The organism is Dinoroseobacter sp. S375 (genome assembly GCF_049800775.1).
GTDB lineage: Bacteria > Pseudomonadota > Alphaproteobacteria > Rhodobacterales > Rhodobacteraceae > Dinoroseobacter.
Map to the genome: position 1 here is coordinate 26,901 of NZ_JBNAFR010000005.1, position 20,835 is coordinate 47,735.

24 protein-coding genes are annotated in these 20,835 nt (G+C 67.4%); 11 read left to right on the plus strand and 13 right to left on the minus strand.

Annotated elements, in window-relative coordinates; translation table 11 throughout:
• The first annotated feature begins 20 nt into the window (after positions 1 to 20).
• The 5 genes from ACP150_RS12575 to rnhA all read left to right on the plus strand — a co-directional run bounded on the left by ACP150_RS12575 (position 21) and on the right by rnhA (position 3,215).
• A complete protein-coding gene (locus ACP150_RS12575; protein ID WP_424967001.1) occupies positions 21 to 680 on the plus strand; it encodes a lysophospholipid acyltransferase family protein in 660 nt (219 codons plus the stop codon).
• Entirely contained in the window at positions 677 to 1,639 is a 963-nt protein-coding gene (locus ACP150_RS12580; RefSeq protein WP_424967002.1) for a phosphatidate cytidylyltransferase, read from the plus strand. Before ACP150_RS12575 ends, ACP150_RS12580 begins: the two co-directional genes overlap by 4 nt.
• A 67-nt stretch (positions 1,640 to 1,706) precedes the next feature.
• A complete protein-coding gene (locus ACP150_RS12585) occupies positions 1,707 to 2,159 on the plus strand; it encodes a DUF3429 domain-containing protein (RefSeq protein WP_424967003.1) in 453 nt (150 codons plus the stop codon).
• Positions 2,156 to 2,755 (plus strand): class I SAM-dependent methyltransferase, encoded by a 600-nt coding sequence (locus ACP150_RS12590; RefSeq protein ID WP_424967004.1) that lies wholly within the window; start codon positions 2,156 to 2,158, stop codon positions 2,753 to 2,755. The genes ACP150_RS12585 and ACP150_RS12590 overlap by 4 nt, the downstream gene beginning before the upstream one ends.
• The gene (rnhA, locus tag ACP150_RS12595; protein ID WP_424967005.1) at positions 2,748 to 3,215 is read left to right on the plus strand and encodes a ribonuclease HI; all 468 of its coding nucleotides are present in this window, start codon (positions 2,748 to 2,750) and stop codon (positions 3,213 to 3,215) included. Before ACP150_RS12590 ends, rnhA begins: the two co-directional genes overlap by 8 nt.
• A gap of 182 nt (positions 3,216 to 3,397) precedes the next feature.
• Here rnhA and fmt read toward each other — a convergent pair whose 3' ends face one another.
• From fmt to def (ACP150_RS12610), 3 genes are read right to left on the minus strand one after another with little or no spacing between them, the layout of a single operon-like run.
• Positions 3,398 to 4,297: a methionyl-tRNA formyltransferase gene (gene fmt, locus ACP150_RS12600; protein WP_424967006.1), complete on the minus strand. Its 900-nt coding sequence runs from the start codon at positions 4,295 to 4,297 to the stop codon at positions 3,398 to 3,400.
• Entirely contained in the window at positions 4,294 to 4,788 is a 495-nt protein-coding gene (gene def, locus ACP150_RS12605; protein ID WP_424967007.1) for a peptide deformylase, read from the minus strand. The genes fmt and def (ACP150_RS12605) overlap by 4 nt, the downstream gene beginning before the upstream one ends.
• A gap of 31 nt (positions 4,789 to 4,819) precedes the next feature.
• Positions 4,820 to 5,344 carry a peptide deformylase gene (def, locus tag ACP150_RS12610; protein ID WP_424967008.1) on the minus strand — a complete coding sequence of 175 codons (525 nt, stop codon included), beginning with the start codon at positions 5,342 to 5,344 and terminating at the stop codon, positions 4,820 to 4,822.
• Between the two features lie 111 nt (positions 5,345 to 5,455).
• On the opposite strand from def (ACP150_RS12610), the gene ACP150_RS12615 reads away from it, so the two are divergent.
• Complete coding sequence (locus ACP150_RS12615; protein WP_424967009.1) at positions 5,456 to 6,628, plus strand: MalY/PatB family protein; 1,173 nt, start codon at positions 5,456 to 5,458, stop codon at positions 6,626 to 6,628.
• Between the two features lie 3 nt (positions 6,629 to 6,631).
• On the opposite strand, the gene ACP150_RS12620 is transcribed toward ACP150_RS12615, so the two are convergent.
• The 8 genes from ACP150_RS12620 to ACP150_RS12655 all read right to left on the minus strand — a co-directional run bounded on the left by ACP150_RS12620 (position 6,632) and on the right by ACP150_RS12655 (position 14,864).
• A complete protein-coding gene (locus tag ACP150_RS12620) occupies positions 6,632 to 6,985 on the minus strand; it encodes a hypothetical protein (RefSeq protein ID WP_424967010.1) in 354 nt (117 codons plus the stop codon).
• Positions 6,986 to 7,070: 85 nt separating this feature from the next.
• On the minus strand, positions 7,071 to 7,853 hold the full coding sequence (gene cobM, locus ACP150_RS12625; RefSeq protein ID WP_424967011.1) for a precorrin-4 C(11)-methyltransferase: 783 nt from the start codon (positions 7,851 to 7,853) through the stop codon (positions 7,071 to 7,073).
• 245 nt (positions 7,854 to 8,098) lie between these two features.
• Positions 8,099 to 9,904, minus strand: a complete 1,806-nt coding sequence (gene cobJ / locus ACP150_RS12630) for a precorrin-3B C(17)-methyltransferase (RefSeq protein WP_424967012.1) — start codon at positions 9,902 to 9,904, stop codon at positions 8,099 to 8,101.
• Entirely contained in the window at positions 9,895 to 10,596 is a 702-nt protein-coding gene (gene cobI, locus ACP150_RS12635) for a precorrin-2 C(20)-methyltransferase (protein ID WP_424967013.1), read from the minus strand. The genes cobJ and cobI overlap by 10 nt, the downstream gene beginning before the upstream one ends.
• Positions 10,593 to 11,798 carry a precorrin-6y C5,15-methyltransferase (decarboxylating) subunit CbiE gene (gene cbiE, locus ACP150_RS12640; RefSeq protein WP_424967014.1) on the minus strand — a complete coding sequence of 402 codons (1,206 nt, stop codon included), beginning with the start codon at positions 11,796 to 11,798 and terminating at the stop codon, positions 10,593 to 10,595. The genes cobI and cbiE overlap by 4 nt, the downstream gene beginning before the upstream one ends.
• Complete coding sequence (locus ACP150_RS12645) at positions 11,795 to 12,433, minus strand: precorrin-8X methylmutase (protein WP_424967223.1); 639 nt, start codon at positions 12,431 to 12,433, stop codon at positions 11,795 to 11,797. The genes cbiE and ACP150_RS12645 overlap by 4 nt, the downstream gene beginning before the upstream one ends.
• Before the next feature lie 911 nt (positions 12,434 to 13,344).
• Entirely contained in the window at positions 13,345 to 14,622 is a 1,278-nt protein-coding gene (locus tag ACP150_RS12650; protein WP_424967015.1) for a sirohydrochlorin chelatase, read from the minus strand.
• A complete protein-coding gene (locus ACP150_RS12655; protein ID WP_424967224.1) occupies positions 14,619 to 14,864 on the minus strand; it encodes a DUF6732 family protein in 246 nt (81 codons plus the stop codon). The genes ACP150_RS12650 and ACP150_RS12655 overlap by 4 nt, the downstream gene beginning before the upstream one ends.
• A 338-nt stretch (positions 14,865 to 15,202) precedes the next feature.
• Here ACP150_RS12655 and ACP150_RS12660 point away from each other — a divergent pair, with 338 nt between their 5' ends.
• Positions 15,203 to 16,192, plus strand: a complete 990-nt coding sequence (locus tag ACP150_RS12660; RefSeq protein ID WP_424967016.1) for a glutathione S-transferase family protein — start codon at positions 15,203 to 15,205, stop codon at positions 16,190 to 16,192.
• A 30-nt stretch (positions 16,193 to 16,222) separates the two neighbouring features.
• Here ACP150_RS12660 and ACP150_RS12665 read toward each other — a convergent pair whose 3' ends face one another.
• Positions 16,223 to 16,474 (minus strand): hypothetical protein, encoded by a 252-nt coding sequence (locus ACP150_RS12665; protein WP_424967017.1) that lies wholly within the window; start codon positions 16,472 to 16,474, stop codon positions 16,223 to 16,225.
• Positions 16,475 to 16,862: 388 nt separating this feature from the next.
• Between ACP150_RS12665 and ACP150_RS12670 the strand changes: the two genes are divergently transcribed.
• The 4 genes from ACP150_RS12670 to ACP150_RS12685 all read left to right on the plus strand — a co-directional run bounded on the left by ACP150_RS12670 (position 16,863) and on the right by ACP150_RS12685 (position 20,394).
• Entirely contained in the window at positions 16,863 to 17,255 is a 393-nt protein-coding gene (locus tag ACP150_RS12670; RefSeq protein ID WP_424967018.1) for a DUF1636 family protein, read from the plus strand.
• Entirely contained in the window at positions 17,252 to 18,220 is a 969-nt protein-coding gene (locus ACP150_RS12675; protein WP_424967019.1) for a threonine-phosphate decarboxylase, read from the plus strand. Before ACP150_RS12670 ends, ACP150_RS12675 begins: the two co-directional genes overlap by 4 nt.
• On the plus strand, positions 18,217 to 19,128 hold the full coding sequence (gene cbiB / locus ACP150_RS12680; protein WP_424967020.1) for an adenosylcobinamide-phosphate synthase CbiB: 912 nt from the start codon (positions 18,217 to 18,219) through the stop codon (positions 19,126 to 19,128). The genes ACP150_RS12675 and cbiB overlap by 4 nt, the downstream gene beginning before the upstream one ends.
• Positions 19,129 to 19,224: 96 nt before the next feature.
• Entirely contained in the window at positions 19,225 to 20,394 is a 1,170-nt protein-coding gene (locus ACP150_RS12685; protein WP_424967021.1) for a lytic murein transglycosylase, read from the plus strand.
• Here ACP150_RS12685 and ACP150_RS12690 read toward each other — a convergent pair.
• Positions 20,391 to 20,741 (minus strand): hypothetical protein, encoded by a 351-nt coding sequence (locus ACP150_RS12690; protein WP_424967022.1) that lies wholly within the window; start codon positions 20,739 to 20,741, stop codon positions 20,391 to 20,393. The genes ACP150_RS12685 and ACP150_RS12690 overlap by 4 nt on opposite strands.
• Positions 20,742 to 20,835: the final 94 nt, after the last annotated feature.

Consider the following 20,835-nt stretch of genomic DNA (forward strand, 5'->3'; position numbering starts at 1 on the left):
CGCCGCGCCTGTCCCGGCCCGTGAAGCGGCTGGTCACCTCCTTTGCGGCCTGGCTGCTGGGCTCGGGCCTGATCCTGCTGGCGCGGCTGCTGACCGCTCCGCGGGCGATCTGGCAAGGGATCGAGCCTGTCCCGCGCCAACGGGTCTATTTCGCCAACCACACCAGCAACGCAGATCTGATCCTGATCTGGACCGTCCTGCCCCCGCGCCTGCGCAAGCAGACCCGCGCGGTCGCGGGCAGCGATTACTGGCTGAAGTCGAGGCTGCGCGCCTTTGTCGGCCATGAGGTCGTCCGCGCCGTGATGATCGAACGCCGGCCCGAGCATCGGGGGGATGAGGATCCGGTGGCCAAGATCCTCGAGGCGGTGGATCAGGGGGATTCCCTGATCATCTTCCCCGAAGGCAAGCGCAACATGACCGATCAGCCGGTCCTGCCCTTCAAATCAGGCATCTACAACGTTTCCAAGGCGCGGCCCGACCTCGACCTCGTTCCCGTCTGGATCGAGAACCTGAACAGCGTCATGCCCAAGGGCCATGTGATCCCGGTGCCGCTGCTCTGCACGGTCAGCTTCGGCGCGCCGGTCCGGGTGGCGCCGGGTGAAAGCATCGACGCCTTTCTCACCCGCGCCTCGGACGCGATGGTCGCCCTGCGCCCGCAGAATGGAGGGCCGCGCGCATGACAGAGATCCCGCTCGAGCCCCATCCCTTCGCCTGGGAGATCATCGGGGTCGGAACGCTCCTGATCCTCGCGACATTGCTGGGCGAGGCCCTGCGCTGGCGCTACGCGCCCAACGAGGACAACACCACGATCGAGAACCTGAACGCGCGCATCATGGCCTGGTGGGCGATGACCGCGCTGGTCGCGCTGTTCTCGCTGGGCGGGGATGCGGGGATCGTGGTGCTTTTCGCGATCTGCTCCTTCTCGGCCCTGCGGGAGTTCATGACGCTCACCCGGAAACGGGTGGCCGATCACTGGGCGATTGCCGCGTCCTTCTTCGTGATGCTGCCGGTGCAATATGTGCTGGTCGGGATGGGCTGGTACGGGATGTCCTCGATGTTCATCCCGGTCTATGCCTTTCTGCTGCTGCCGATCCTCTCGGCGCTGGAGGGGGACCGGACGAACTTCCTCGAACGCGTGGCGGAAACCCAATGGGCGCTGATGATCTGCGTCTATTGCATGAGCCATGTGCCCGCGCTGCTGACGCTCGAGATCCCCGGCTATGATGGGCGACCGATCCTGCTGATCGCCTGGCTTGTGATCGTGGTGCAGATCGCGGATGTGCTGCAATATGCCGGGACCAAGCTGATTGGACGGCGCAAGATCGCGCCCGCCCTGTCCCGCTCGCGCACATGGGAGGGGACGATGGCCGGTGTCCTGCTGGCGAGCCTGATCGGCGGTGCGCTCTGGTGGATTACGCCCTTCGCCCCGTGGCAGGCCCTTTTGCTCGCGCTCATGGTGGCAGCTGTGGGGATGTTCGGGGCGCTGGTGATGAATGCGATCAAGCGGGATCGCGGGGTCAAGGATTGGGGCCCGATGTTCGCGGGCCATGGCGGGTTCATCGACCGGCTCGATTCCGTGCTCTTTGCGGCGCCTATCTTCTTTCACGTGGTGCGGTTCTTCTTCGACGCAAGCCCCTGAGGCGCAAACTGCCCGGCACGGACAGCGCCCCCTTGCAGCCTCCCGACGGGGGCGGCACAAAGGCCCCATGACACAGATCCCCCGTTCCGCCCTGATCCTCGGTCTCGCCGGTCTGCTCCCGTTCCTGTTCGGCGCGGGCACGCTTCTGTCCGAGGGGCTGGCGCGTTTCGGGATGGACAGCTTCGGCCCCCGCTTCATCGGGCCCTATGTGCAGATCTTCTATGGCACGATCATTCTGGCCTTCATGTCCGGCGTGCTCTGGGGCTTTGCAACCAAGGCCACGGGGACAGTGGCGACGACCGGCTACGGGCTGAGCGTCGTGCCCGCGCTCTGGGCGTTTTTCATGGTCGGTGGGGGGCCGGTCTCGGCCCAGATGAATCTGATCACGGGCTTTGTCGGGCTCTTGGCGCTCGACTATCTGTTCTGGAAACAAGGGCTCGCCCCGGCCTGGTGGTTGCATCTGCGCGTGCTGTTGACCAGCATCGTGGTGGCCTGTCTGGCGGTCGGGGTCCTGCTGTGAGCGATCCGCAAACCCTCGCGGTCTATGGGCGCGAAGCCGAGCGGTATCGCGCCCGATTTGCGGATAAGGGGGCCGATGGCCATCTGCGCGCCTTTCTCGACGGGCTGCCGGACAAGGCGGATGTGCTCGATCTGGGCTGCGGACCCGGGCGGGCCGCCTCCCTGATGCAGAAGGCCGGTCACCGGGTCATCGCCTATGATGCAACGCCGGAATTCGTGGTCCAAGCCAGAGAGCTGGGCGTGGATGCCCGCCTGGCCCGGTTCGACGATCTGACCGCCCAGGCGGCCTTCGATGGGATCTGGGCCAATTTCAGCCTGCTCCACGCCCCGCGCGCCGAAATGCCGGGCCACCTTGCTGCGATCGCCCGGGCGCTGCGCCCCGGCGGCCTGCTCCATCTCGGCCTCAAGCTCGGAGAGGGCGAGGAACGCGACGCGCTCGGCAGGTTCTACACCTATTACACCGAAGAGGCCCTGCGCGCCCTGCTCGCCGAGATGGGCCTGACGGTCACCGATGCCGATTATGGCCGGGGCGAAGGCCTCTCGGGCAGCACCGATCCCTATATCATCCTCACCTCCCGGAGACCCGATCATGGCTGAGCTCTTTGCCTATACCGATGGCGCCTGTTCGGGAAATCCCGGCCCGGGGGGGTGGGGCGCGCTGCTGATTGCGCGCGACGGCGACGCGGTCGTGAAAGAGCGGACCCTGAAGGGCGGCGAGGCCCACACCACCAACAACCGCATGGAACTGCTGGCCGCGATCAACGCGCTCGAGGCTCTGGAACGACCCGCTCAGCTCACGGTCGTGACCGACAGCGCCTATGTGAAAGGCGGGGTGACCGGGTGGATCCACGGCTGGAAACGCAATGGCTGGAAAACCTCCACCAAGAAGCCCGTGAAGAACGAGGATCTCTGGCGTCGCCTCGACGAAGCGCAGGCCCGGCATGACGTGCAATGGGAGTGGGTGAAGGGCCATGCAGGCCACCCGGAAAACGAACGCGCCGACGAGCTGGCCCGGGCCGGCATGGCCCCGTTCAAACCCGGCAAGAGCAAGAGCTAGGCGCGCACCAGAAGAGATTTTGTGCCTCCGGCGGGGATATTTCCGGACTTAAGACATCAGCGCGCGCCCAAGTTTGACCGGCTTCAGACAGGCGGATCGCTCGGCTTCTCGCAGCAGGTTTCTTAAGTCTCCAAATATCCCCGCCGGAGGCTCCTATCCGCGCCACCAGCGCAAACAGATGATCAGGAAAGCTGCTCAGGCAGGCTGAGACCGCGGAGGATATCCGCAGCTTCGGACGCTTTCTTTCCGGCCCGCTGCGCCCGGGTGATCTCGACCGCTCCGCTGCCGCACGCCACGGTGAACCCCTCCAGCACTTGACCGGGTGTGCCTGTGCCACTGACGAGACGGGAGGCCAGAAGCTTCACCCGCTCGCCCGCGATCTCGCACCAGGCCCCGGGAAATGGCGACAATCCGCGGATCTGCCGGTCGATGTCTGTCGCTGGCCGGGTCCAATCGATCCGGGCCTCGGATTTGTCGATCTTGGCGGCATAGGTCACGCCGGTCTCGGGCTGGGTCTCGGCCACAAGGTCCGGGCGCTGTGCCAAGGCCTCCACGATCAGGCGCGCGCCCAGATCCGAGAGCCGATCGTGGAGCGCGCCGGTGGTATCCTCAGGCCCGATCGGTATGGCCTCGCGCAGCAGCACCGGGCCGGTATCGAGCCCCGCCTCCATCTGCATGATGCAGACCCCGGTCTCAGCATCCCCGGCCAGGATCGCCCGGTGGATCGGTGCCGCCCCGCGCCAACGCGGCAGAAGCGAGGCATGGATGTTCCAGCAGCCATGCTCTGGCGCGTCCAGCACCGCCTGCGGCAGGATCAGCCCATAGGCCACGACAACCGCGATCTCGGCGCCAAGGGCGGCGAACTCCGCCTGCGCCTCGGCCCCTTTCAACGAGACCGGGTGACGGACCATCAGGCCCAACGCCTCGGCGCGGGCCTGGACCGGGCTCGGGCGGGGCTTCTTGCCCCGACCTGCGGGGCGGGGCGGCTGGCAATAGACCGCGGCGATCTCATGCCCGGCTGAAACCAGCGCGTCCAGCACCGGGACCGAAAAGGCCGGTGTGCCCATGAAAACCAGTCTCATTTGTCCTGCTTTCGTGCCTTGCGCAGCAGCATGTCGCGCTTGGTCTTGCTCAGCCGGTCGAAATACATCCGCCCGGCCAGATGATCGATCTGGTGCTGCACGCTCGTAGCCCAGAGACCGACGAAATCCTGCTCTTTCACCGCGCCGGTCGCATCGAGGAACCGCACGGTCACGGCCCGCGGACGTTCGATCTTGGCAAAGACCCCGGGCAGGTTCGGCGAGGCCTCTTCATGGCTGCGCAGCTTGGCACTGGCATGGAGGACTTCCGGATTGGCCATTCGCACCGCGCGCCCGCGATCCTCGGACGCGTCGACCACTGCGAGGGCCTGCATCACTCCGATCTGCGGGGCCGCGAGACCGACACCGGGCATCGCCTCCATCGTGTCGATCATATCGTCCCAGATGGCGCGGATCTCGTCGGTGATCTCGGTGACGGGTTCTGCGGCACTGCGCAGACGCTTGTCAGGCCAGGGGATGAAGGGTTGGATCATCGCCGCCTCTCAGAGCGCGCGCAGGCGCGCGTCAGCTGCCCGCACGGGCCCGCTCACGCTTGAGCTTGACCATCTTGCGGGTGATGAGCTGCCGCTTCAGCGGCTTGAGATAGTCGATGAAGAGCTTGCCATCGAGATGGTCAATCTCGTGCTGCACGCAGGTGGCGTAAAGCCCGTCCATCTTGGCGCTGGCCTCGCCCCCGTCCAGCGTGGTCCAGCGGACCTCGACCTCGGCCGGGCGCTCGACATCCGCGTACATCTCGGGGATCGAGAGGCAGCCCTCTTCATAGGTGTTCATCTCTTCGGAGGACCACATGATCTCGGGGTTGATCAGAACCATCGGATCCGGGTCCCCGTCCTTGGGCGCGCAATCCATGGTGATGATCCGGGTCATCGCCGCCACTTGCGGCCCGGCCAGCCCGATCCCCGGGGCGTCATACATGGTCACCAGCATATCCTCGGCGAGCGCGCGGATCTCGTCGGTGACTTCGGCCACCGGATCGACGGTTTTCTTCAGGCGCGGGTCGGGGTGGATCAGGATCGGTCGAATGGTCATGAAGCTGATGTAATCGACCCGTATGGTCAGCGCAACATCGTGTCCCCCGGCCCGGGGACTTGCACCTGCCCCGGATCCCGTTAGCTTCGGCCGGTACTCACGGAGACCTTCATGACCTTTGACACCCAGATCGACCGGCGCGGCACGGATTGCTCCAAATGGGACCTGATGGAGCGCGCCTTTGGCGTGCCTGCCGAAGACGGGCTTGCCATGTGGATCGCGGATATGGATTTCGCCCCGGCCCCCGTTTTGCAGGACGCCATGCGGGGCCTGCTGGAACGCGCCGATTACGGGTATTTCTGCGGGCTCGAAAGCTATGAGGATGCGATCATCGGCTGGATGCGGGACCGCCATGGCTGGACCATGGACCGGGACTGGATGTTCACCACATACGGGCTCGGCAACGGGATCGCGATCACCCTCAACGCGCTGACCGAGCCCGGCGACGAGATCGCGATCTTCTCGCCGGTCTATCACGAGTTTGCCAACAAGATCCGCAAGACCGGGCGCGTGGTCCGCGAGCTGCCGCTGGTGATCGAGGACGGGATCTATCGCATGGATTTCGACGCCTATGACGGGATGCTCTCGGGGCGCGAGAAGATGATCATCGCCTGCTCACCCCACAACCCGGCGGGACGGGTCTGGACCCAGGCCGAGCTGAGCGGCCTCGCGGCCTTCTGTCAGCGGCACGACCTGATGCTGATCTCGGACGAGATCCACGCGGATCTGACCTTTGCGGGACACACGCATATTCCGATGCATGTGGCCGCGCCTGAGATCACGGACCGGCTGGTCATGACGACATCGGCCTCCAAGACCTTCAACATCGCGGGGGGGCGCACGGGCTGCGTGACCATCCCGGACCCGGATCTGCGCGCGCGGTTTTTCAAGTTCTTCAATGCGCTCGACATGCAGCCCAACCTGATGGGCGTGGCCCTGACCCGCGCGGCCTATTCGACCGAGGGGGCGGCCTGGGCCGATGCGCTCTGCGCCTATCTGGAGGAGAACGCGACGCGTTTCATCGACGGTGTCAACGCGATCCCCGGCCTGCGCGCGATGCCGATGCAGGGCACCTATCTCGCATGGGTTGATTTCGCCGATACCGGCATGGCCCGCGCAGAGTTCTCCGACCGGGTCTATGGCAGTGCCAGGATCGCCACCACCCCCGGGCATACGCTGGGCCAGGGCGGCGAGAGCTTCCTGCGGTTCAATATCGGCACCAACCGCGCGCGGATCGACGAGGCGGTGACCCGCCTCGCGGATGCGTTCAAGGACCTGCAATAAGGCCTATTGCTTGGTGATCAGCGCCGCAGGCGCGGTGCGGTCCCGCGCGTAATCCAGCGGGACCTGATTGCGGGTCCGGGTCATGCGCTTGAACTCATAGCGCATCTCCGGCCCGTCCTGCGCCGCCGTCACGATGAGCGCCTGATACAGGTGCTCGGAGCCGCGAAAGATATCCACGAGCCCACGAAGATGCGGCGCGCCATCGGCCTTCAGCGTAAAGGCCTCGGCCCCGAATTTCCGGATCGTGTAGGCTTCGGGGCCCACATGCACCCGCAGTCGCGTCCTGGACTTGCGGGCCGCGCGCTCGCGGGCTTGCTCGAGACCCTCGCGGACCTCCTTGGGCAGGTAACTGGACATGGCGGCAGCCTTTCGTATCCCTCGGGAACCAAGATGCGCCGCCACGCGCGAAGATCAAGATGAGTCCCCCCGGCCCCCTTTGCGCTCAGCCAGCTGTTGCCGATTTGCGCGCATGGGGGCGCAGGACATGGGGCATCTCGGGATCATAAAGCGCGCTGTCCTTGAAATCCCCCACCTCGCCCAAGGCGGGGCCAACGAGAATCAGCGCCGTGCGCGTGATCTTCTCGGCCCGAACCTTGGCGTGGATATCCGAGAGCGTGCCGCGCAGGAACATCTGGTCCGGCCAGCCCACGCGATAGGCCACGACCACCGGGCAATCGGCCCCGTAATAGGGGGTGAGCACCCGCTCAATCTCGCGCAGGTTCCGCACGCCCAGATGGATGGCCAGAGTGGCCCGGGTGCGGGCGAAATTCTCCAGCGTCTCGTGCTCGGGCATGGAGGTCGACTTCATCGACACCCGGGTCAACACGATGGATTGCGCGATTTCCGGGATGGTCAGCTCCTGACCGAGGGCCGCAGCGGCGGCCGCATAGGCCGGTACACCCGGGATGATCTCATAGGGAATGCCATCGGCGCGCAGGCGTCGGATCTGCTCGGCAATTGCACCGTAAAGCGACGGATCCCCGGAATGCACCCGCGCCACATCCTCGCCTCGGCCATGGGCCGCAACGATCTCCGCATGGGTGTCCTCAAGCGTCATGGGGGCTGTGTCCAGCACCCGCGCGCCCTCGGGCGCGCAACCCACCACCTCCGCCGGCACCAGCGACCCGGCATAGAGACAGACCGGGCACGCCCCGATCACGCGCTGCGCCTTGAGGGTCAAAAGCTCCGGATCCCCGGGACCCGCACCAATGAAATACACGGTCATATCAGCCTCTCCTTGAGGTCGGGCGCGGGTCACAGCCCGCGCAGCGCCGGGAATCGCCCGCTTGGCCTTGAGGCGCGGACGCCCGGATACAGACTGGGACTGGCCTGTTTGCGGCAGACCTGCCTACAAACGGCTGCGCAGCAGAGATTCCGCCGCCCGAAGCCGCCGCACCACCCAGTATCACGCGCTTGTCGTCGCCAAGGGCGGACAAAAAATCGAATGCAGGCGCAGCCTGCGCAATTGGATCACCCAACATTCGAGAGATCCCCATCGATCTTGCGCGCATAGCCGCGCGGCGTGTACATGCGCGGCCCGGCGCCCAGCTGAGCCAGCTGCGAGTTCGAGGACCCGACCAGCACAACCGTGAGCATATCGACCTCATCCACTTCCAGCGCATCGAGACGGCGATAGCGGATCTCTTCCTCGGGGCGACCCAGCGAACTGGCCAGCAGAACCGGCGTGTCCGCTGGACGGTGCCGCAGCAGGATCTCGCGCGCCTCTGCCAAGAGCGTCCGCCGCGTTTTCGACACCGGGTTGTAGAACGCGATGACGAAATCACCCTCCGCCGCCGCCTGCAACCGGCGCAGGATATCCGCCCGGGGCGTCAACAAATCTGACAGCGAAATCGCGCAGAAATCATGCCCCAACGGGGCCCCGGCCCGGGCCGCCGCCGCCTGCAGGGCGCTCACGCCCGGCGAGCAGACCACCTCGACCCGCCGCGCCGCATCTGACACGCCCTGCGCCTCAGGTCCCCGGTCCAAAAGCTCGAAGACCAGCGCGCCCATGGCATAGATCCCCGCATCCCCCGAGCAAACCAGCGCCACATTGCGCCCCTCGCCCGCGCGCTCCAGCGCGTAGCGGCACCGATCCTCTTCCCCGCCGAGCGGGAAGTCCGATCGCGTTTTCCCCGCCGCCAAAGGCCCGAGCAGATCGATATAGAGACCATAGCCCACCAGCTCTTCGGCTTCGGCCACAAGCCGGCTCACCTCCGGTGTGCGCCAGGCCGATTGCCCGGGTCCGATCCCCACGACCGAGACCCTCCCCCGCGCCCGGCCGCGCAACTCGGTGATCGGCTCCGGCGCGCGCGCCAGTGCGCAGGTCGTCGTCGCGGTCTTGCGCTTGGCCTCCACCAGCGCGGCATCACCGCCCGCAGCCGCCAACGCGGCCCCTTCGGCCACACCGTGGCACCCGACCTCGGCAAAGACCACCTCCGACGGGTTGGCCAGACGCGACGCCTCGGCCTCAAGCTCCGCTGCCGTGAACACCCGCAAGGGCACGTCCAGCTCAACGGCCAGCGCGTGCATCGCAGGCTCATCCGCCTTGAGGTCCAGCGTGTTCACCGAAGCCACCGCGCCAGGGGCGATCCCGGCTTCGGCGAGCATCTCGAAGACCTGGGCGCGCAACACCTCGGGCGCGGCATTCCGGGCGCATCCCACGCCCAGCGCAAAACGCTGCGGGTGATAGACAAGGCGGGTCGCCCCCCCCTCCAGCGGCGCTTCGGCCACGGCGATCTCCGCGCCATCACCCTCAGGCAGGTCGAACAGCGGCTCGCCGACAAGGCGCGCGCCCCCCCCGGACAAAAGCCCGGCCATCACCGCTTTCGCATCGCCCGGATTGGCCAGACGATAGCCCGCAGGCGGCGCATCCAGCGCCACGCCCAGCGCCACGTCGCCCGCAGTGGTCACGGCAGAAACCCCACCAAGCAGCTCAGACAGATCCGCCGCAATCCGGTTGGCGCCGCGATGCCCGCCCAGAAGCGGCACCACGACCGAGCCATCCTCGGCCACGGCCACCACCGGCGGCTCGGTGGTCTTGTCGGCCAGCAAGGGCGCCACCGCACGGATCAAGATCCCCGCCGCACAGACCCCGACCACCGGCACACCCGCGGCAAAGAGGTCGCGCACATGGGTCAGTGCATTGTCGAAATGCGCATCCGCCTTCACGACGCGCCCGGCACGGCCATGGACCGCCCAGCCGCGCGCCGCCGCGATCCGCTGCGCCATCTCTTCACCCGCGGCTGAAATCGCCACAACAATCGGCGTCACAGCCATGGATCGGCTCCTTTCGTCACCAGAATCATCGAAAAATAGGGGGCGGGGTCCGGTGCTTCGGCCAGTGGCAGCGCTTTCTCGGCGGGCAGGGTCGCGCGCTCCAGATAGACCGCGTTCCGCGCCAGCCCGACCGTCTCGAGCACCTGCCGGATCTTCGCCAGATGTCGCCCGACCTTCATGATCACCGCCGTCTCACACTCCGCCAGACGGGCCGTCAGCTCTGCCTCGGGCAAGGGCCCGGGCAGGACCGTCAAACGCTCGTTTCGCGCCACCAAGGGGCGCGCCGCCAGCGCCGCGCAGGCGGTCATGGAGGTGACCCCCGGCACGACCTCCACCGGGAAGCGATCCGCCAGCCGGGCGTGGAGATACATGAAAGAGCCATAGAAGAACGGATCCCCCTCGCACAGGCACACCACGTCCTGCCCCGCCGAGAGCGCTTCGGCGATCTCGGTCGAGGCGCGATCATAGGCCGCCTGCGCCGGGGCGCGCTCGGGGGTCATGGGGACCTCGATCCGGATTTCTCGCGCGTCCTCCGGGATCGCGCTTGCCGCGATCCCGCGCGCGAAACTTTCGCCCGCGACCAGCGCCGGATAGGCCACGACGCGCGCCCCACGGATCAACCGGTCCGCCTTGAGCGTCATCAGCTCCGGATCCCCGGGGCCGAGGCCAATTCCATAAAGCGTCCCGCTCATCGCTTGACGAGGCTCCACTGGGTCACCGGCATGAAGGGCCGCCAGCCGGTGCGCGGCCCTACGGGCTCGGCCCGATGGACCGACAGCTTGGTCAGCTCACCGCCATGGGCCGCATGCAGCCCGATCAACTCCTGCTCGCTCTCCAGCGTCACGGCGTTTGCCACCAGCCGCCCCAAGGGGCGCAACGCGCCCCAAGCCGCCTCGAACACATCCGGGCTGAGCCCGCCGCCGACGAAAATCGCATCCGGTGCCTCGAGCCCCGCCAGCGCGGCGGGCGCCGTGCCCTCGATCACCTCGAGCTTGGGCACCCCCAGCGCCAGCGCATTCGCCGCCGCCATGGCCCGCCGGTCCGCGCGCGGCTCGATCCCGATGGCGCGGGCGTAGCGTGCGCCGCGCATCCACTCGACCGCGACCGATCCGCAGCCCGTTCCAATGTCCCACAAGAGCGCCCCGCGCATGGGCATGAGCTTGGCCAGCGTCACCGCCCGCACCTCGCGCTTGGTCATCGTCCCGTCATGGACAAAGAGATCATCCGCCAGCCCCGGCACCCGGGGCAGCAGCGCGCAATCCGGTGCCGCGATGCACTCGACCGCCAGCGTGTTGAAGGGCGGCACCTCGTGGTCCCAGCTCTCGGCGACGCCGTCGAACCGCGCCTCCTCCGGCCCGCCCATGGCCGCCAGCACCGTCAGTTTCGACTGCCCGAAGCCCCGTTCGGACAGAAAGCGCGCGATCTGGCCCGGGGTCTCGGCCCCGGTGGTCAGGATCAGAAGCCGCTGATCGGGCTGGATGAAGGCGATCATCTGCTCGACCGGACGGCCATGCACGGTGAGCGTCTCGACATCCGCGAGGCTCCAGCCCATCCGGGCCGAGGCCAGCTGAAAGGCGGATAGCTGCGGGTGATAGGTGATCTCGGCAGCCGGAATGGCCCGTCCGATCCGCGCGCCAACCGAGAACCACAGGGGGTCGCCCGTGGCCAGCACCACGACCCGCCGCCCGGCCAGGGATTTCAGCGTGTCGACCAGCGCGTCGAACGGATGGGGCCAGGCCAGACGTTCCGCTGTGACCGAGGCCGAAAGCTGATGGTGCCGCTCGCCGCCAACGATCACCTCGGCGGCCTCGACCACCGCGCGCGTGGCGGGCAGAAGCCCGGCGAGCCCATCCTCGCCAATGCCCACGATATGAAGCCAGGGGGTCGTGCTCATGAGGCGATCTCCGGAAGTCCTGCGGCCAGTGCATTCACCGCCGCCGAGGCCATGGCCGAGCCGCCGCGACGCCCGCGCAGGGCGACGAAATCGCAACCGCGCGGATCCCGCGCCAACTCGGCCTTTGATTCCGCGGCCCCGACAAAGCCCACGGGGAAGCCCAGAATGACCGCGGGGCGCGGCGCGCCCGCGTCTATCAGCTCCAGCAGGTGGAACAGGGCCGTGGGCGCGTTGCCGATGGCCACCACCGCGCCGTCGAGATGCGGCGCCCAAAGCTCCACCGCCGCGGCAGAGCGCGTGTTGCCGATGTCTTGCGCGCGCGCGGGGACGGTCGGGTCGTTCAGGGTCACGATCACCGGGTTCTCGGCGGGCAGATAGCGCCGGATGATCCCGGCCCCCACCATCTCGCAATCGCAGAGCACGGGCTTTCCAGCCCGGAGCGCGTCATGTCCGGCCGTGAACGCCTCGGGCGAGAAGACCAGCCGGTCCGCCACCTCGACCATGCCGCAGGCGTGGATCAGCCGCGTGGCCAAACGGTCGAGCCCCTGGGGAAAGCGGCCAAGATTGGCTTCGGCCTGCACGGTGGCAAAGCTTTGAGCATAGATCGCGGACGGGTCCTTTTCATAGGGTCGCATGGGCGGGCGCGATGCCTTGGGCGGCGTGGCGATCTCGGCTGCGGCCTCGGTCACCGCGCGGCCCAGCAGCGCCTCGTAGCCGAGCCCTAGGATCGTCGCCTCGTGCCGCATCACATCGTCGGGCTGGGCCTTGGGCGCATCGAGCATCCCCGCAAGCCGCCCGGCCCCGTCCAGCGCCGAGAGGGCACGCGCCAGGCTTTCGACCTGCACCGCGTCGCGCACCTTGCCGGGCAGATGGGGTACCTCCACCAGCGAAGGAAAGACCTCGGCCAGGACCGGCGCGGTCCCGTCCGACCATGCCTCGAACGGCCAGACCCGGGCTCCAAGCCTATGGCGGAGCCCCTCGAGCGCGGCGATCCCGGTCAGGGCCTGACCCCCGACCGAGCCCGCGCCCGACAGTTTCCAGACCTCCTGCGCGGCACTCGCCTGCCCCTCGGCATGGCGCAGCCGCACCGGCAATGTCTCGCCAAACCCGTCGGGCAGCTTGCGCGGCAGGTCGGGAATGTCCCGTTTCAATCCGTTGCCCCAGAACGGCCCCATGCCGGGGAACAGCCCGTTCAGCGCGGCGGCGGCATCGAAGCGGTTGTTGGCGTTGTTCTCACCCTCTACAAGCTCGGCGGCGATGCGCGCCCAGACGGCTCGCCAATCGGCCCCCTCGCCCAGCTTCTCCGCAAAGCCGGCCGGATAACCGAAGGGGAAATCGAACCCCGCCAGCACCCGTCGCCCGGCGGCCTGCTCGGTCCCGATCAGCTCTGCAAGTCGCGCCACCGCCTCGGCCCGTGTCGCCGGGTTCTCGACCAGCGGGTCACGGCCCGGACGCGCCAGCGCGAGCCAGATGCTGTCCTTGCCGGTTTTCGGCGTGCCATTGGCCGACCAATCGGCAACGAGATAAGAACCGAAGATCCGCGTCATCAGCCGGCAGGCTTCGCCGACTTGCGCGCGCTTTCAGGCCCGTGCGGGTGTTTCGCATGGGGGTAGGGCGCGTGGTGGTGATGGTGCCCGTGGTCGTGGGAATGCCCGTGATCGTGTCCATGCGTGTGGCCGTGGCCGTGATCATGGCTGTGGTCATGCCCATGGTGGTGATGGTGATCGTGCTGCGCCTCCAACCGGCAGAGCCCGGTGCAGAACGTGTCGCAGAGCTTGCAATCGGACACGTTCGAGCCGGGCGCCGAGGCCCCCTGCCCCTCCACATGGTGGTGGTGGCTCTCCTGAACCGCGCCGACCTCGGCCTCGAAACCCAGAACCTGCGTCCGGTACTTACAGAGCACGCAGGTGGCGGGCGGCACGGCACCAAAGGCGGGATGGCTCCGCTCCTCGGCGGTGATCACATGGGACGCGCCATCCTCGAGCGACAGGACCTGCGCGCGATACCCGCATTGCCCGCAATTGGGCGGCGGAGTGTCGGACATCTGCTCCTGAACGCGCTCGGCGAAGGTCTGCAGCACGGCCTCGTGGTCGCGCAGATAGAGCGCCTTGACGAACTGGATGTCCGGATGCTCGGCCGCCACCTGATCGGTGAAGCCGTAGATCCGATCGATCAGGATGCCGGTGAAGAGGAAATAGGGCAGGACGAGAATACGCTTGTAGCCGAGCTTGGCCGCGTGTTGCAGGCAGGGCTCCACCAGCGGGAAGGTCACGCCGGAATAGCCGACCTCGCACCAGCCGAAGCCGAGCCCCTCCTGCAGCATCCGGGCGATCTTGGCCACGTTGCCATTGGCATCGGGGTCCGACGCGCCGCGCCCGATCACCACGAGGCAGGTGTCATGCAGCGCGACCTCGCCATGGGTGGCATTCGCCTCGGCCACGGCCTCCATCGCGCGGGCCCCGGCGGCGGCGATCATCTTGGGGTCCACGCCCAGCTCGCGCCCATAAGACACCGAAAGCCCATGCTTGGCCGCATAGGTGTTCAGCACCGTGGGGATGTCGTTTTTGGAATGCATCGCGGCAAAGAGCATGCCCGGCACCGCAAGGATCCGGTCGCATCCCTTGGCACGCAGCTTGTCGAGCCCGTCGCGGATCACCGGGTTGGCAAACTCGAGATAGCCGTATTCCATTTCCCACCCGGCGGGCAGGTAAACCGGCAGCTTTTCGGCCAGCAGGGCGAACTCATCCACGGCTGCCTGACTGCGCGAGCCATGACCGCAGATCATGACGCCGATCTTGCCCTCGGGCGCGTCCGGCGCGCTCATGCGGGGGCCTCGGCCTTGTCATCCTCGGCGGCCTCGTCGCTCTCGGCCTCCTGGGTCTGACCGTCGGATTTCCGCCCCTTCAGCGCGCCATAGATGCCCAGCGCGATCGCCAGACCGATGGCCGCGCCCGCGACCCAATGATCATGCCCGGCCAGCCCCGACAAATGCCCGGGATGCGCCCAGAGCGGGCCGGTGCCCAGCGCCAGGCAGGCAGTGAGAAAACGGAGGCAGAGGCGAGTCATCGGCACGGTCCTTGTCATTCAACATGCCCGTCCAGACCTGGCCCATGCGCAGCGCCGCTGTTGCGAGCAGCGCCCTGACGATCCTTGCCGCGCGCTCCCGGGTTGGGTCAGCGGCCTGCAAGGCAACCATTCTGGCCCATGACGGGCGTCGTCTCTTCGGGTCATAGCTGCCGCCCCGCAGGCGCGCAATTGCTTTCGGCGCCGCAGCACAGGCCAAAGCGCCGCGGAACCTTTGGCCGATCTGTGCGTCCATGTGGGAGAGGCTCTGCGGCCCTGCGTATTTCCGCAGACCGCTCGGCCCGCTAGGTCTTGGAGCACGCAAGGAGAGGAGATCCACGATGGGACAGCTTGTCGACGGCACATGGCACGACGTCTGGTACGACACCAAAAGCACGGGCGGGAAGTTCGTCCGGTCGACTGCCGGGTTCCGCAACTGGATCACCGCCGATGGCAGCGCGGGCCCCTCGGGCAAGGCGGGCTTTCCCGCCGAGAGCGGGCGCTATCACCTCTATGTTTCGCTGGCCTGTCCCTGGGCACACCGCACGCTGATCTTTCGCGCGCTCAAGGGGCTGACCCCGCATATCGACGTCTCGGTCGTGCATCCGGACATGCTGTCCGATGGCTGGACCTTCGAGACCGATCAGGAGGGGGCGACGGGCGACCGGCTCTATGGCCTGCCCTTTGCCCGAGACCTCTATACCAAGGCCGATCCCAAGATTTCGGGCCGGGTGACCGTGCCGATCCTGTGGGACAAGGCGAGCAAGACGATCGTGTCCAACGAAAGCTCCGAGATCATCCGGATGTTCAACACAGCCTTTGACGGGCTGACCGGCGACACTCAGGATTTCTACCCCGAGGCCCTGCGCGCCGAGATCGACGCCGTCAATGACCGGGTCTATTCCGACATCAATAACGGCGTCTACAAATCCGGCTTTGCCACGAGCCAGCCCGCCTATGACGAGGCGGTCACCACGCTGTTCGGCGCGCTGGACTGGGTCGAGGACCGGCTGAGCACCCGCCGCTATCTGACCGGGGATCGGATCACCGAGGCCGATTGGCGGCTCTTCACCACGCTGGTGCGCTTTGATCCGGTCTATCACCTGCATTTCAAATGCAACCGGCGCCGGATTGTCGATTACCCCAACCTCTGGGCCTATACCCGGGAACTCTTCCAATGGCCGGGTGTCGCCGAGACGGTGAATTTCGACCATATCGTGCGCCACTACCACTACAGCCACGAGAGCATCAATCCGCACCGAATCATTCCGATCAATCCCGAGATCGATTGGATGGCACCCCATGGCCGCGAGCGTCTGCTCGCCGCCTAACCCGCGCCTGCGGGCGGACATCAGTAAGGTTCAGTGGGTGGCGTAATGCTCCACCATCGCCGTCAGGTCTTCGGGCGGGGTGTCTTCGGGCATCATCGCCCGAGCATTCGAGACATGGTTGAAGATCGATCCGTCGCTGAAGAACTGCGAGTTGTTCACGAAGATCACCTGCGTCTCGGGACGGCGGTAGCTGGCATAATCGGCAATCGCCAAGGCACTGCCCTCGGTCAGGGTCAGTGACAGAAGCACCACATCCACAGGATGTTCGCTCAGGTGGCGCACGGCATCTTCCTGTGCCGACACACAGTCGACACGTGCTCCGCCGCGCTTGAGATGTGAAGCCCAAATACCGGCGAGACCCGCCTGGCCATGGACGATCAAAACGCGCATTTTACCCCCTTGGCGATTCTGGACGGCCAAGCCGCCGGACTCGCTCTGCCGGCAAGCTAGCCCATAAGCCCGGCAGATCGGTAATACTTTTTGACCCGTTCTTCAAATTTTGACGGGATCGGCAATTTTTCACTCATCATGTCCGCTCAGGATAGAGCGCTGCTCAAGTCTGCACCGGTCCAGGACGCCCGACGGGCAAACGCGCATCGCCGATTGAACCTTGCCGCGAAATGCGGGACATGACGGGAAACGCGCAATCGCCACCGATCGAGGACGTGCCATGACAAGCTGGATCACCATCTGCGACACCTGCAAACGCGCCGATTGGGAGGATCGCGGTGCCGAGACCACCGATGGCGAGGTGCTCGCCGCGCTGATCGAGGCCGCAGCCGCCGGGGCGTCGGATGTGCGCACGCGGCGGCACTCCTGCCTGATGGGCTGCAAATCCGGCTGCAACGTGACGATCCAGGGGGCTGGTAAGCTCGCCTATACGCTGGGGGATTTCGAGGCCGGGGCCGAGGCGGCGGAGGCCATCGTGGCCTATGCCGCCCTCCATGCGGTGTCCGAAACCGGGCAGGTGCCCTACCGGACCTGGCCGCAGGGGGTGAAGGGGCATTTCGTGACCCGCCACCTGCCCCTGCCGACGCAAGAGGCTGAGGACCAGACCCCATGAGCCAGAGCCCGCCCCGCGACCATGGCGGCGGGATCGAGGCCGCGCGGGTCCTCTGGGGCGGCGCGCGGGAGGCCTGGATCGACCTCTCGACCGGGATCAACCCCGTGCCCTATCCGGTGGGCACATTCACGGCGTCAGACTGGACCGCCCTGCCCGATCAGCCTGCCTTTGATGCGCTCTGCGCGGCGGCCCGGGCGTTCTGGCGGGTGCCTGAGGGTGTCGACATCCTGCCCGCGCCCGGGGCCTCGGCTCTGATCGCGAGCCTGCCGGGGCTCAGACCACGGGGCCGCGTCGCGATCCCTGCGCCGACCTATAACGAACACGGGGCCGCCTTTGCCGCCCATGGTTGGGATCTGGTGGCGGGCAGTCTGGATCAACCGGGCCTTGGCGCGCGGGTTCTTGTCCATCCCAACAACCCCGACGGGCGGCAGTGGCGCGGGGATGAGATCCCCGCGGATGACGCGCTGACGGTGATCGATGAAAGCTTCTGCGACGTCGCCCCCGAGGCGAGCCTGATCGCCCGGGCCGTGCGGCCCGGGACCCTGGTGCTCAAGAGCTTTGGCAAGTTCTGGGGGCTGGCCGGTCTGCGGCTGGGCTTCGCCATCGGGCACCCCGAGACCCTGGCCCCGCTGCGCGAGCGGATCGGGCCCTGGGCGGTGTCCGGCCCGGCCCTGCGGATAGGCACAACGGCCCTGCGGGATCTGGACTGGGCCGAGGAAACCCGCGCGCGGCTTGCGCGGGATGCCACGCGGCTGGACGCCATGGCGACCGGTGCGGGCTGGCGCTGTCTCGGGGGCACGCCGCTGTTTCGGCTCTATGACACCGGCTCGGCAGAAGACGCTCAGGGACATTTGGCCAGCCATCACATCCTGACCCGCCGCTTCCCCTATTCCGCCACATGGCTGCGCCTTGGCCTGCCCGGGCGCGCGGAAGACTGGGCCCGGCTGGAGCGCGCCCTGTCATGACCGAGCATGCCGCGATCCTGCTGGTGGCGCTGCTACTCGACGCGGCCTTTGGTGAGCCCGATTGGCTCTGGTCGCGCCTGCCCCATCCGGCGGTTTTGATGGGGCGGCTCATTGGCGGGGCGGATGCACGGCTCAATACCGGCAAGGACGGGCGGTTCCGCGGGGTGCTGGTGATGGTCACGCTGGGCCTGTGCGCTGTGGCGCTCGGGGCGGCGCTGGCCAGTCTCGGCTGGGTGGTCGAGGCCCTGCTCGCCGCGATCCTGCTCGCCCATCGCAGCCTTGTGGAGCATGTGCGCGCCGTGGCCACGGGATTGCAGGCAGGCCTGCCCCAGGGCCGCGCCGCCGTGGCGATGATCGTGGGGCGGGACACCGCGGCGCTCGACGCCCCCGGCGTGGCGCGGGCGGCCATCGAATCCGGGGCCGAGAACTTCTCGGACGGGGTGCTGGCCCCGGCCTTCTGGTTCCTGACCGGCGGGCTGCCGGGGTTGATGCTCTACAAGATCACCAACACCGCCGACAGCATGATCGGCTACCGCACCCCGCGCCATGAGGCCTTTGGCTGGGCCGCGGCGCGGTTTGACGACCTGCTGAACTGGGTGCCCGCGCGGCTCAGCGCGCTGGTCATCCTCGTGGCCGCCGGGCGCCCGCAGGACTGGCCGCTGATCGCCCGGGACGCGCCCCTGCACCGCTCGCCCAATGCGGGCTGGCCCGAGGCGGCGATGGCCGTGGCGCTTGGCACGGCGCTGGCCGGCCCCCGCAGCTATGACGGCGCGATGCGGGAGTTCCCCTTCGTCCATCCCGAGGGCAGCCGCACCCCCGGCCCCGACACCATCGAAGGCGCCTGCCGCGCGCTCTGGCGAGCCTGGGGCCTGACGCTGGCGCTGGTCGCGATCCTCGCCGTCGTCTGACCCACGGTGACCCCATGCCCCCCCCTTTAACCCCTGGGCGCTTGCGGTCGGGGACCAGCCTGCTACCGTCGCCGCGACCAGCCTGAGGGGAGCCCCATGCGCAAAGCCATCCTGCCGATCCTGATCTCGCTCGCACTGACCGGGACCGCCGCCGCCCAATGCGGGGGCAGCTTTTCGAGCTTCGTCGCCGGGCTCAAGGCAGAGGCGCAGGCCAAGGGTCACAGCAAGTCCACCGTCGACGCCTTCTTTCGCACCGCCGCCCAGGACAACCGCACCCTGCGCGCGGACCGGGCCCAGGGCGTGTTCAAGATGCCCTTCACCGAATTTGCCCGCCGGGTGATCAGCCAGAACCGCATGGATAATGGCCGCCGCAATGCCCAGCGCCATGACGCGGTGTTCGATCAGGCCGAGGCGCGGTTCGGCGTGCCCCGCGGGGTGCTTCTGGCCCTCTGGGCGCTGGAGACCGATTACGGCGCGGTGCAGGGCGATTTCAACACGCTGAACTCGCTGGTGACACTGGCCCATGACTGCCGCCGTCCCGAGCTGTTTCGCCCGCAGGTCTTCGCCGCGCTGGAGCTTTACGAGGCGGGCGATTTCGACCCGGCGCGCACCACCGGCGCATGGGCGGGCGAGATCGGCATGGTTCAGATGCTGCCCGAGGACATCCTCACCAAGGGGATCGACGGCGATGGCGACGGGCATGTCTATCTCAAGACTTCGGCACCCGATGCATTGCTGAGCGGGGCGAACATGCTGAGCGGCCTCGGCTGGCGCAAGGGCGAGCCCTGGCTGCAGGAGGTCTCGGTGCCCAGCGATCTCAACTGGGCGGAAACGGGCCTGACGCACCGCAAGTCCGGGCGCGACTGGGCCCGTATGGGCGTCACCCCGCGCTGGGGCGAGATCCAGAGCGGGCTCAAGGCTGCGTTGATCCTGCCCCAGGGGCGCAAGGGCCCGGCCTTCCTCGCCTATCCGAATTTCGATGTGTTCTTCGAATGGAACCAGAGCTTCGTCTATGTGACCACGGCGGCCTATTTTGCCACGCGCCTCTCCGGCGCGCCGGTCTTTGACGCCGGAAGCCCCGAGCCCGGCCTCAATGATGCGCAGATGAAGCAGCTCCAGACCCGGCTGCAGGCCAAAGGCTATGACGTGGGCAAGATCGACGGCATTCTCGGGGCCCGCACCCGCGCCGCCGTGCAGGCCGAGCAGGCGCGTCTGGACCTGCCGGCAGATGCCTGGCCCACACAGGCGCTTCTGTCCAAGCTCTAGGGCCGGATCGGAAAGCGCAGCCCGTCCGTGGTCAGCAGAATGAACCGCTCGCCATTCTCGACATAGCGGTCGCAACGCGAGAAGCCGTTGACGAAGTCGATACAGACCAGCCCGTCCTCGGCGATCTCGAACTGGCCATAGGCCGTTCCGCCCTGATCATAGGTGTAGGAATACCGCCCGTCGGTCTCGAACCGCGAAATCCCGTTATCGTAGAACTGGATCTGCTGCCCCACGAGCCGCTCGGTCAGGGCGGCCTGCGCGAGGGACTTGTCGCCGTCGCGCATGGCCCAGTCCTGCGCCGCGGCGGGCAGGGCGAGAAGTATCAATCCGAGGGTCAGGTATCGCATGGGATCTCCGGGTTGTGTGCCGCAATGGTAGCCCGGTCTCCGCGATTTCCCCCGTCACATTTCAGTCAGGCGTCGACATGGTCGCAGCAGCAGG